This window comes from Vibrio sp. J1-1 (assembly GCF_021728395.1).
GTDB lineage: Bacteria > Pseudomonadota > Gammaproteobacteria > Enterobacterales > Vibrionaceae > Vibrio.
In genome coordinates this window covers 165,729-177,104 of record NZ_JAKKCM010000005.1, presented here as the reverse complement: position 1 = coordinate 177,104, position 11,376 = coordinate 165,729, and the positions used below count along the sequence as shown (strand labels likewise).

The following is an 11,376-nucleotide window of genomic DNA, read 5'->3' as shown; positions in this document are numbered from 1 at the left end:
ACTATTGCTCTTTGTTGTTTTTTTTCACGTAGTCACGCAGCCAAAGATCGGCATAACGGGTAAAAGTGGTGTTTGCGCTTAGCACCGCTAGCAAAAAGCCGTGTCGTCCGTCTAAAAAACCACGCTTGATGATATACATCTTAAAGAATCGAAAAAAACCGTGGGTAAATGCACTAAGTAGAGAAGCGGTTTTTTTCCCTTCTCGCTGATCAGCCCAAGACTGCATATATAGCTGGGTTTTGCGTGTATATTCACCCAGTCTTTCATAGGTGAAGTGCTTGAGTCGCCCGTTCAATGATACAATATTGAAACCATCTGGAATGACCACGCTTTCATGTACTAACGCATCGTTGTATTGAGTTTCTGACGTTTTGTACAAACGCGTTACCCAGTCAGGAGACCAGCCTGAGTGACGAATCTCTTTGGCAAAGGCTGTGGTTAGACGATTAATTTGGTAGACGTTTTTGCCGTTGTGCTGACTGATGGCCTTTAGTATGTCTTGGCGTAGCTCGTTAGTCACGCGCTCATCAGCATCTAGCCAAAGCACGAAATCGGATTCGACATAAGTTTGTGCAAGTTGGCGCTGTTTTCCAAACCCCGGCCAATCTAAGTTGGTATAAAACTTATCTGTGTATTGTCTTGCGATGGATTCAGTACTATCAGTGCTACCGGAATCTAGGATGACAATCTCATCGACCCAATCCCTTACTGTGTCTAGACAAGCTTTTAAGTGCTTCTCTTCATTTTTTACGATTAAGGCAACGGCTAAGGTTGGTTTAGACAAGGTGACTTCCTTCTTTACAAATCAATACAGTAAGTTTACTGGTATTGCGGGTACAAATCTTCTACGACGTGATCGAACATGTTTATCACTTGAGTACTCGTGATGAGATTCATTGCTTTTTCATCTTTTGCTCGAGTTCGCCAGCTAAGTTGTTGGCTGGTTTTTCCTGTCTCAGCCAAGATGACTTCTTCATAAACGGATACGACATATTGTAAGTAGCGATATGGGCCCACGCGAACCGGGTTATGGTGAGCATACAAACCAATAATCGGTGTGTTCATGGCACTTGCCATATGTGCCGGTCCTGTATCCGGAGCGATGACCATGTCTACGTTATCAATCAAAGCAAGCATTTGTAGAATAGAACTTTGACCCACCAAATTCAGGCATGGTTCATCCAATCTAGACTGAATACTCTCTGCTAGGTCCAACTCTACTTGTGCTGGGCTACCTGCAAGAATGACGTTCCAACCTTTTGCTCTCGCATGGCCAATCACGTCAACATACCCTTCAGCGTTCCAGTTTTTATAAGCTTTACTTGCTCCCGGCACGAGCAATAGGTTTGGTTTGTCACGAGAAACATGAGTTTCTGCCCACTTGTTGTCTTGCTCTGAGTAGGTAAGTGCCCAGTCTAACTCTGTGTTGGGAACCCCAATTTGATGGGCAAAGGCCATTAAACCATCTGCGACATGCAGAGATTGTGGGGAAGGTACTTTGACATTGGTAAATAGCGTTTGAAAATCTTGGCTTCTATCAGAAGCAAAGCCAAGCTTGTATTTTGCCTTAATGCCCAGCGTTGCGACACTTGCTCGAATGGCATATTGCATGTGCAAAAGGGCATCAAACTCGCGGCCTTTTAACTGTTTCCACAGAGTTTTATAGCCTTCTAATCCTGCTTTTTTATCGAATACGATGACTTCTATACCATCGATAGCCTCTAATAGTTGTGATTCTAGCTTGCCTGTAATCCAGGTAATTTGAGTGCTTGGCCACTGTTTTTGAATTGCTTGCACGGTAGCGATGGTATTACAAACGTCTCCAATAGCGGATAAACGCAAGATACATAGTGACGATGGGGCAGAAGTGAACATAATTATTTTCTGATTAGCTAAATAGAGGCAGGTAAATTATGCAGACATCCCCAATAAATGTAAAATACACGGCTCCAATATAACGAAATACCGATAAGTATTCTGCAATGTTAAAGACTACACCAGATCAATCGCAAGAATCAGGGAAGCCAGGTAATACGGGCGTAAAGCGAATTATTAAAGCCACGGGGTACTCAATACAGGGATTAAAAGCCGCTTTTAAACATGAAGCTGCGGTTCGACAAGAGCTTGCTTTACTGAGTATCGCAGTCATTTTGGCATGTTTAGTTGATGTCGGTATGATCGAGCGTATCTTATTGATCGGTGTGGTTGTCTTAGTATTGATCGTGGAGCTACTGAATTCAGCCATAGAAGCGGTAGTAGATCGCATCGGTGTTGAACGCCATGAGTTAAGTGGCCGCGCTAAAGATATAGGATCCGCAGCCGTTATGGTAGCGTTAACTTTTGCTGCCTTTACTTGGCTTTACATATTGGCCAGTCGCTACTTGGGCTAGAGATTTAAAACATGATTCAACAGTATCAAGATAACAATCAAGTCATTTGGTTTGATGATGAGTTCATTGCAGATCCAAGTCAGGCTATTTTTGATGCAGAATACTGGCAGTCAGTGAATAAGGTTGTTGGCAGTGCTACGGGACGTGGTACGACATGGTTTGTTCAACTTGATACGATTCAGGCCGCATTGCGTCATTATCGTCGTGGCGGGTTATTTGGTAAGTTAGTTGAAGATCAGTATTGGTTTTCTGGCTGGGATAAAACACGCAGCGCAGAAGAGTTTCAGCTTTTACTTACGTTGATAAAAGCGGGAGTAAACGTCCCTCGACCGATTGCGGCACGCGCTGTTAAAGTCGGACGGACATACCGAGCCGATTTATTAAGTGAGCGTATTCCAAATGCCAGGGATCTGGTTAGCATTTTGCAAGAGCGTACGTTATCGAAAGAAATGTATAAAAAAATCGGGCACGAAATTGCCAAGATGCACAATGCTGGCGTGAATCACACTGATTTGAATATTCACAATATCTTGCTCGACGACAAAGATAAGGTTTGGGTTATTGATTTTGACAAGTGTCGTCTTGAAATTTCTGGTGAGTGGAAGCGGCAAAACCTAGAAAGGCTTTTACGTTCATTTAAGAAAGAGCGGCTAAAGCGGCATATTATTTGGCAAGAATCCGGTTTTGAGCATTTGCAGGAAGGCTATGATCGCGGCTGTAAAGTATAAACCGCTTAGTGAAAACGCTTGCTTACTGGCAAAGTCAATAAGTAGACACGTTCACAAAGTAGCATCTTATGGTGTCGATATAGAAAGCCAATGTTATTAAAATTAAGCAAGAAGAGCAAAGTTCTCTCCATACTTGCACAGCTATACAATCAAATCTGAGTCGGAAAACTCTAAGGCAGTTTATGAGCAATATACTCTCACTTATCGGTCGAACCGATGCTTTATTCACTCAAGACATCGCAAATCATGAAGTTGAACTCTCAAAGATTGTCTCTGAATCTCGTTTTCTTGTTTTAGGTGGCGCAGGCTCTATTGGGCAAGCGGTCACTAAAGAGATTTTTAAACGTAACCCAAAAAAACTCCATGTCGTTGATATTAGCGAAAACAATATGGTGGAGTTGGTTCGTGATATCCGTAGCTCTTTTGGATATATTGACGGTGATTTTCAAACATTCGCATTGGATATTGGTTCTCTTGAATACGATGCATTTATAAAAGCTGATGGTCAGTTTGATTACGTGCTGAACTTGTCAGCGCTGAAACACGTGCGCAGTGAAAAAGATCCTTTCACACTCATGCGTATGATCGACGTGAATGTATTCAATACAGATAAGACAATCCAGCAATCGATAGAATCTGGAGCGAAGAAATATTTCTGTGTATCGACAGACAAAGCGGCAAACCCAGTCAATATGATGGGAGCGTCTAAGCGCATTATGGAGATGTTCTTGATGCGTAAAAGTGAGCAAATGTCGATTTCAACCGCTCGCTTTGCCAATGTCGCATTTTCTGACGGCTCTTTACTGCACGGCTTTAATCAACGTATTCAAAAACGTCAACCAATCGTTGCTCCTAATGACATAAAGCGTTATTTCGTAACGCCACAAGAATCGGGTGAGCTTTGCCTGATGTCTTGTATTTTTGGTGAAAACCGAGACATCTTTTTCCCTAAATTGAGTGAAGCGCTTCACTTAATTTCATTTGCTGATATTGCAGTGAAATATCTAGAGCAATTGGGCTATGAGCCATATCTCTGTAACAGTGAAGATGAAGCTCGTGAGCTGGCGAAAACTTTACCTGAGCAAGGTAAATGGCCTTGCTTGTTTACAGAAAGTGATACTACGGGTGAGAAAGATTTTGAGGAGTTCTTCACGGATAAAGAAGTCCTTGATATGGAGCGCTTTGAAAACTTAGGCATCATCAAAAATGAACCTCTTTTCGAACAAGCCCTTTTGACTTTGTTCGAGCAAAGCATTGCTGAGATGAAAGATAAACGTGAGTGGAGCAAGGAGCAAATTGTAGAATTGTTCTTTACCATGATTCCCGACTTTGGCCACAAAGAAACGGGAAAATACCTAGACAGCAAGATGTAAGCGGAGCGAATGATGAATCCAACATCGATTGTTGAATTTGTACAAGATACGTATAAAACCGAAGACTTTATTCCATTACACGCGCCGGCTTTCCAAGGCAATGAAAAAGCGTATGTGATGGAGACTATTGACAGTACTTTTGTATCAAGCGTCGGTAAGTTTGTTGATCAGTTTGAACAGAAAATAGAGCAATACACTGGCAGTGAAAAAGCGGTAGCAACTGTTAATGGTACTGCTGCATTGCATGCTGCGCTTTATATGGCAGGTGTGCAACGTGGTGATTTGGTGATCACTCAGGCTCTTACTTTTGTTGCTACCTGCAATGCCCTTTATCACATGGGTGCCGATCCTATTTTTGTTGATGTTTCAAAAGTTAGTCTTGGTTTGTGCCCTAAAGCGGTTGATGCTTACTTAATGGAACACGCAAAGCTTACAGAGGAAGGTTGTTTTCATCAAACAACGGGTCAACGTATTAAGGCTGTTGTACCCATGCATACGTTTGGTCATCCCGTTGAGTTAGATGAATTGATTGCGATTTGTCACAAGTGGCAGCTTATTTTGGTCGAAGATGCGGCAGAAAGCTTAGGATCTTTTTATAAAGGTCAACACACTGGAACGATTGGTGATTTTGGCGCGGTTAGCTTTAATGGCAATAAGATTATTACGACAGGTGGTGGCGGTATAGTGTTGTGTAAGACCAAAGAGTCAGGCCAACATACTAAGCATATTACGACGACCGCGAAAGTGCCTCATCCTTATGAGTTTTATCACGATGAACCTGGGTTTAACTATCGTATGCCAAACCTCAATGCTGCGCTTGGCTGTGCGCAGATGGAAGTGATGGAAACGTACTTGGCACAAAAGCGTGAGTTAGCAAGACAGTATCAAGCTTTCTTCTCTGGTAGCGATGTTCAGTTTGTGACTGAGCCTGAGTACGCACACTCAAACTACTGGCTCAATGCGATCATTTGTCCGGACATCGAATCGCGCGAAGCGATATTACAAGAGACTAATGCTGCGGGCGTGATGACTCGTCCAATTTGGAAGTTGATGCATCGTTTGCCGATGTTTGAAAATGCACTACGTGGTGATTTAAGTCATTCAGAGTTCATCGAAGCGCATTTAATTAACTTACCAAGCACTCCAGTCGCACTAAATCGTTAAGGCAAGATTAAACATGACACAGCAGCAAAAGAAAGTCGCCGTCTTTACCGGGACGAGAGCAGAGTACGGACTGCTTTACTGGCTTCTAAAGGATATTCAAGATGATCCTGAGTTGAAACTTCAGCTATTGGTCTCTGGTATGCATCTTTCGCCAGAGTTTGGCGAAACTTATCAACAGATAGAGCAAGACGGCTTTGTCATTGACGAAAAAATTGAGATTCTACTTTCATCCGATTCTGCAGTTGGGACCGCGAAAAGTATGGGACTAGGAGTGCTTGGTTTTGCTGATGCGCTTTCAAGGCTGAAACCTGATGTATTGGTCATTTTAGGTGACCGGTTTGAGGCTCTCGCTGCAGCACAAACGGCAATGATACTGCGCATCCCTATTGTTCACTTGCACGGTGGCGAGATCACTGAAGGTGCGTATGATGATGCAATACGCCATGCCATTACCAAATTAAGCTATTTGCATGCTACGTCCACAGAGGATTACAGGCAGCGTGTTATTCAGTTAGGGGAGACGCCCGACCGAGTAAAAAATGTAGGTGCGATCGGTCTAGACCACCTAAAACGCGCAACGTTTATGACGGTAGATGAGCTTGCTAAGTCACTAGCCTTTAAACTAACTCAACCATTTTTTGTGGTTACATATCATCCAGTGACCTTAGGTGATGAGAAGCCTGAGGTAAGCTTTCAAGCGCTCTTAGGCGCATTAGATGAATTTCCAGATCATCAAGTAATCCTTACTTATCCGAATGCTGATGATGGCGGACGACGTATTATCCCTATTTTGGAACAATATGCTCAAGCTAACCCACAACGTGTTTTAGCTATTCCATCTCTTGGGCAAGTGCGTTACTTGAGTGCGGTAAAGCATGCTGCTGCTGTGATTGGTAACTCTTCGAGTGGGATTATCGAAGTGCCTGCTTTTGACGTACCTACCGTGAATATTGGTTCAAGACAAAAAGGGCGCTTAGCCGCCAAGAGTGTCCTAAATTGTAAGCCTAATCAAACAGATATTTCTTCTTCAATAAGTGCGGCTGTGCAGAGGGCTTACAAAAACGATAGCAACGAGGTTGTCTTAAATCCTTATGGGCAAGGAGATACAAGCGGGCAGGTGATTGAAATGATTAAGGCTTTGCGTTTTGAGCCGAGTAAAGCCTTTTTCGACCTAGATTTTGATAATGTATAATTATCCCATTGTAGATTTAAAGACGATAGAAAGAGACTCTATGACATTAATAATTGCTGAAGCTGGTGTAAATCACAATGGTGATGAGACGTTGGCATTTGAGCTAGTCAATGCGGCGCATAAAGCTGGTGCTGATATTGTTAAGTTTCAAACTTTTAAAGCAAAAAACTTAGTTACAGCTGAAGCAAAACAAGCTGAATATCAAGTAGCAAATACGCAAAAGCAAGAGTCTCAACTTGCGATGCTTAGCCGGTTAGAACTTTCTTATGACGTTCATCATCAACTAGTAGAGCATTGTCAGTCAATTGGTATTGAGTTTTTATCGACAGCGTTTGACTCAGAGAGCCTAGATTTCCTTGTTAACGATTTGAATCTCACTCGATTAAAAATACCGTCGGGCGAGATTACTAACGCCCCTCTTGTTTTAGAGCATGCACGTACAGGTTGTGATCTAATTGTGTCTACAGGAATGGCTACACTCTCGGAAATAGAAGCTGTTTTGGGGGTGATTGCTTTTGGTTACACTGCCGATCAAAATGCCACGCCAAGTGAGCTAAATTTTCAAAAAGCTTATGCCTCTGAAGTGGGGCAAAAAGCCTTAAAAGAAAAAGTGACGTTACTGCATTGTACGACAGAATACCCTGCGCCAATGGAAGAGATAAACCTTAAGGCGATGGATACTCTTGCTAACGCCTTTGAACTACCCGCTGGCTACTCTGACCATAGTGAAGGCATCACAATCCCAATTGCGGCAGTTGCTCGCGGAGCGGTACTAATAGAGAAACACTTTACTCTAGATAAGAATATGGAAGGGCCAGATCACAAAGCTTCGCTTGAACCGAGCGAGCTGACTGCAATGGTTTCAGCTATTCGTCAGGTGGAAGTGGCGTTAGGTGTTGGAGTGAAAAGCCCAACCGTTTCTGAGGTAAAGAACAAAGCGGTAGCTAGGAAGAGTTTGATTGCAGCGACGAACATCGCCGTAGGTGAAGTTTTTACTCAGGATAACCTGACTATAAAACGCCCTGGCACGGGCCTTTCTCCTTATAAATTTTGGGAACTATTGGATAAGCCAGCCAGCAAGGCTTACCAAGCTGGAGATTTAATCTTTGAATAAAGAGAGCTTGAAGCCTCTCGTCATTATTGGTGGAGGCGGTCACGCTAGTGTACTAGTGGATGTGCTTCTACAGCAGCAAAGAGAGATCTTGGCCGTTATTTGCCCTGATGAACTGAGTGATCGCAGTATTTTTAGTGGGCTACCTCATCTTCGTAAAGACGAAGATGTATTTCGGTTTGATAGTGATGCTGTTTTGCTAGTTAATGGTGTTGGCGTTCTGCCTAAATCGGGATTAAGAAGCAAGCTAACTCAGTTCTATATTGCACATGGCTATCACTTTGAAACTGTAGTTGCATCATCTGCTCAAATATCTCGGTTTGCGGAGGTGCATTCTGGTGCGCAAATTCTTCCTAATGCCATTGTTCAAGCTGGAGCTACGATCGGTCGCCATACTATAGTGAATACTGGTGCAATAGTTGAGCATGACTGTACTATCGGACAGTTTAACCATCTAGCACCTCGTTCAACGCTATGTGGTCAAGTAACGACTGGCGATAATGTTTATGTTGGTGCTGGGGCAACAGTGATTCAAAATGTCCTATTGGATACAAATGCCATTGTAGGTGCCGGAGCTACGATCACTCAAAGTGTACCGATGGATACGATCTGTTACCCATACAGGGTAACAATGAAAAGTTTTAAATGATTTAGAAAATAGGTTAAGCATGAGTCATTGTTGGAAAAATGTTTTAATTAAACCAACCAGTTCGTTACTTGATGCGTTAGAAATTATAAACAATGAAGCATTGAGAGTAGTGCTAGTTGTTGACGATAGTGACCATCTTATGGGGGTTGTTACAGATGGTGATATTCGTCGTGGTCTGCTTAAGAACTTGCCTTTGACGGCTGATGTTGCACAAGTGATGAATACTAACCCATTGACTGCCAATATTAACACTCCTCGCGAAGAGTTAATTGCGGCAATGGAAAGCCGTAGCGTCCTTTCTATTCCATTGATAAAAGATGGTAAGGTTGTTGGTTTAGAAACATTGCATGGTGCTCTTCGTCAACCAACCTATCAAAACCCCGTTTTTCTTATGGCTGGTGGCTTTGGGACTCGACTGAAGCCTCTAACCGATACGTGCCCTAAGCCAATGCTTAACATCGGTGGTAAGCCTATTTTAGATACGGTAATTCGGAGTTTTATCAAGGCTGGCTTTGTTAATTTCTATATTTCTACTCACTACATGCCGGAGCAGATTGAGCAGTACTTTGGAGATGGCTCTAAGCTAGGGGTAAACATAACCTACGTCTATGAAGAATCTCCTTTAGGTACAGGAGGTGCTTTAGGATTACTACCGAAAGACTTACCAGCAGATTTACCTTTGATCATGATGAATGGTGACGTCCTGACTAAAGTCGATTTCCAGCGTCTTCTTGAATTCCATACAGAGAATCAGGCTGATGCAACGATGTGTGTGCGTGAGTATGATTATCAAATTCCTTATGGGGTCATCAATGGTGATGGCAACAGAATCACTAGCATGGTAGAAAAACCAATCCAACGCTTTTTTGTTAATGCTGGAATCTATGTCGTATCTCCGAGAGTTATCCAATCGGTACCGCAAAATCATCACATTGATATGCCGACTTTACTTGAACAGCATATGCATGAGCGTGAAAATATACTAATGTTCCCAATTCATGAGTACTGGCTTGATATTGGTAGAATGGATGATTTTAATCGTGCTCAAGCAGACATCCATACATTAGGGGTGTTGTAGTGATTGATGGTAAAAAGGTTATAGCGTTAATTCCTGCGCGAGGGGGTAGTAAGCGCCTACCTAGAAAGAATGTATTACCTCTTAACGGAAAACCTTTGATTGCTTGGTCTATCGAGGCTGCGAAGCGTTGCTCGTATATCGATAAAGTATTAGTGAGCACTGATGATCAAGAAATCGCAGATATCGCAGTCAAGTTTGGAGCGGATGTCCCGGAACTTCGACCTGAAAATTTAGCTTCTGATACTGCGAAAACGGAAAGCGTGTTGATTTACGTGCTTGAAAAGTTTGGTAAAGATGATGAGATACTTGTCTTATTACAACCTACATCACCTTTACGTACCACTCAGCACATTAACGAAGCACTTGAGTTGTTCATCGATAAGCAAGCACTGGCAGTGGTTTCTGTGACACCATGTGAGCACTCTCCGTTATGGTCGAACACACTTCCAGAAGATGGTTCTATGGGGGATTTCCTGAAGCCAGAAGCGTTGAATCGCTCACAAGACCTAGGAGAGTTCTACCGACTTAACGGTGCCATCTACATCTTTGATGCTCTTAATCTATTAGACCAAAAAGAAATCCGCTATACAGAGAAGTCATACGCATATGTCATGGATAATCGCGTCTCTTTTGATATTGATCAGAAGTTGGACTTCGAATTAGCGGAGTTTTTCCTTAGTAGAAATGCCTAACTACAGGTCGTTAAAGCTATTAATTTTTTTTACATTAATAGCTTTAAACTGACTATCTAATTCCTCTTTTAGTACTTTGTCAGGAAAATCATTCGAAATTGTATAGATTGGTAATTCTGGATAGAGAAGTCGCGCAGTAAACATTACCGTCGAATAGGTTCCTATAAAACCTGAAAGTTCAATCTGTTTATCTATTAACTCGATTTCTAAAGGGTATTCGCTTCGGTGGTAGATGATGTGCTCTTGTTTTTCCAGCTTGTCTCTAACTTCATCACGTTCTGTTCGATGAGGGAAATACATAATCTTTTTAGAGGCTGAATTTGCAAGTGCTTCTAATTCATACACATACTGCTGAACAGACTTTTGATATTTGTCTCCAATAGCCCCCTGACCGATAAAGCCAATTGGTGCATCGGAATTATATAAATTAGGGTTACCGTATTGTTCTTTTAGTTTTACTAGAGTGTTTTTATGAATCTTATGATCTGTTTGACTCAAGTCAAACATGGTAAATACTTCAAGGTCTTGAGATTGTTTAAGTCGGCCTATTGGTTTGCAGCCATTGAATCTAACAACAAGGTCTTGAATCCATCTTGGTCTATAAAACTCAACTTTTGGTAGGATGAACTTAGGATACTCTTCCAATGTAAGTGTACCGTCATCAAAATAGATCTCTTTCTTTATCGGTAGATTTTTTATCATCAGCTTAGTTCGCCAAGCATTATACTCTGCGTAGAAAAAGCGTTGAATCGTTTCTTCACCAAGGATCTTTTTGACCTGTTTTATGGCTTTGGGAACAGCAGTACTTCTACTTCCTCGATCAATAGAAATTACATGCGCCCAGTCGTCTTTATTAACTAATCTTCTTTGTTGTTCTAGCCCTAGCGCGCTTTTTTGATTTACCAACAATAATATTGCCTTTTGACTCGCAAAGTAGGCTTTTGCTTCAATTGCGCATACATATTGCATTGGAGAGGTAACAACAAATAAATCCATAAC

12 protein-coding genes are annotated in these 11,376 nt (G+C 42.1%); 9 read left to right on the top strand and 3 right to left on the bottom strand.

Annotated features, from left to right (window positions below; genetic code table 11):
- Position 1 precedes the first annotated feature (1 nt).
- Positions 2–784: a glycosyltransferase family 2 protein gene (locus L3V31_RS10155; protein ID WP_237315935.1), complete on the bottom strand. Its 783-nt coding sequence runs from the start codon at positions 782–784 to the stop codon at positions 2–4.
- A gap of 35 nt (positions 785–819) precedes the next feature.
- Complete coding sequence (locus tag L3V31_RS10150) at positions 820–1,875, bottom strand: glycosyltransferase family 9 protein (protein ID WP_237315934.1); 1,056 nt, start codon at positions 1,873–1,875, stop codon at positions 820–822.
- Positions 1,876–1,982: 107 nt separating this feature from the next.
- Here L3V31_RS10150 and L3V31_RS10145 point away from each other — a divergent pair, with 107 nt between their 5' ends.
- From L3V31_RS10145 to L3V31_RS10105, 9 genes are all read left to right on the top strand, one after another.
- Complete coding sequence (locus L3V31_RS10145; RefSeq protein WP_237315933.1) at positions 1,983–2,390, top strand: diacylglycerol kinase; 408 nt, start codon at positions 1,983–1,985, stop codon at positions 2,388–2,390.
- 11 nt (positions 2,391–2,401) lie between these two features.
- Complete coding sequence (locus L3V31_RS10140) at positions 2,402–3,118, top strand: 3-deoxy-D-manno-octulosonic acid kinase (RefSeq protein WP_237315932.1); 717 nt, start codon at positions 2,402–2,404, stop codon at positions 3,116–3,118.
- A gap of 182 nt (positions 3,119–3,300) precedes the next feature.
- Complete coding sequence (locus L3V31_RS10135; protein ID WP_237315931.1) at positions 3,301–4,491, top strand: UDP-N-acetylglucosamine 4,6-dehydratase; 1,191 nt, start codon at positions 3,301–3,303, stop codon at positions 4,489–4,491.
- Positions 4,492–4,503: 12 nt separating this feature from the next.
- Positions 4,504–5,655: a LegC family aminotransferase gene (locus tag L3V31_RS10130; protein ID WP_237316086.1), complete on the top strand. Its 1,152-nt coding sequence runs from the start codon at positions 4,504–4,506 to the stop codon at positions 5,653–5,655.
- Positions 5,656–5,668: 13 nt separating this feature from the next.
- Positions 5,669–6,847: a UDP-N-acetylglucosamine 2-epimerase gene (gene neuC, locus L3V31_RS10125; RefSeq protein ID WP_237315930.1), complete on the top strand. Its 1,179-nt coding sequence runs from the start codon at positions 5,669–5,671 to the stop codon at positions 6,845–6,847.
- Positions 6,848–6,887: 40 nt separating this feature from the next.
- Entirely contained in the window at positions 6,888–7,961 is a 1,074-nt protein-coding gene (neuB, locus tag L3V31_RS10120) for an N-acetylneuraminate synthase (RefSeq protein WP_134647617.1), read from the top strand.
- Positions 7,954–8,607, top strand: coding sequence for an acetyltransferase (locus L3V31_RS10115; protein WP_237315929.1), 654 nt, complete (start codon positions 7,954–7,956; stop codon positions 8,605–8,607). Before neuB ends, L3V31_RS10115 begins: the two co-directional genes overlap by 8 nt.
- A 19-nt stretch (positions 8,608–8,626) precedes the next feature.
- Positions 8,627–9,685: a nucleotidyltransferase family protein gene (locus L3V31_RS10110; protein ID WP_237315928.1), complete on the top strand. Its 1,059-nt coding sequence runs from the start codon at positions 8,627–8,629 to the stop codon at positions 9,683–9,685.
- Positions 9,685–10,377, top strand: a complete 693-nt coding sequence (locus L3V31_RS10105) for an acylneuraminate cytidylyltransferase family protein (protein ID WP_237315927.1) — start codon at positions 9,685–9,687, stop codon at positions 10,375–10,377. Before L3V31_RS10110 ends, L3V31_RS10105 begins: the two co-directional genes overlap by 1 nt.
- On the opposite strand, the gene L3V31_RS10100 is transcribed toward L3V31_RS10105, so the two are convergent.
- Entirely contained in the window at positions 10,378–11,373 is a 996-nt protein-coding gene (locus L3V31_RS10100) for a glycosyltransferase 52 family protein (protein ID WP_237315926.1), read from the bottom strand. It abuts the gene before it with no gap.
- Positions 11,374–11,376: the final 3 nt, after the last annotated feature.

What these genes read in the sequence shown, in the direction of transcription:
- L3V31_RS10150 (WP_237315934.1), bottom strand. Translation starts at nt 1,875, where the DNA reads ATGTTCACTTCTGCCCCATCGTCACTATGTATCTTGCGTTTATCCGCT.
- L3V31_RS10145 (WP_237315933.1), top strand. Translation starts at nt 1,983, where the DNA reads ATGTTAAAGACTACACCAGATCAATCGCAAGAATCAGGGAAGCCAGGT.
- L3V31_RS10140 (WP_237315932.1), top strand. Translation starts at nt 2,402, where the DNA reads ATGATTCAACAGTATCAAGATAACAATCAAGTCATTTGGTTTGATGAT.
- L3V31_RS10135 (WP_237315931.1), top strand. Translation starts at nt 3,301, where the DNA reads ATGAGCAATATACTCTCACTTATCGGTCGAACCGATGCTTTATTCACT.
- L3V31_RS10130 (WP_237316086.1), top strand. Translation starts at nt 4,504, where the DNA reads ATGAATCCAACATCGATTGTTGAATTTGTACAAGATACGTATAAAACC.
- neuC (WP_237315930.1), top strand. Translation starts at nt 5,669, where the DNA reads ATGACACAGCAGCAAAAGAAAGTCGCCGTCTTTACCGGGACGAGAGCA.
- neuB (WP_134647617.1), top strand. Translation starts at nt 6,888, where the DNA reads ATGACATTAATAATTGCTGAAGCTGGTGTAAATCACAATGGTGATGAG.
- L3V31_RS10110 (WP_237315928.1), top strand. Translation starts at nt 8,627, where the DNA reads ATGAGTCATTGTTGGAAAAATGTTTTAATTAAACCAACCAGTTCGTTA.
- L3V31_RS10100 (WP_237315926.1), bottom strand. Translation starts at nt 11,373, where the DNA reads ATGGATTTATTTGTTGTTACCTCTCCAATGCAATATGTATGCGCAATT.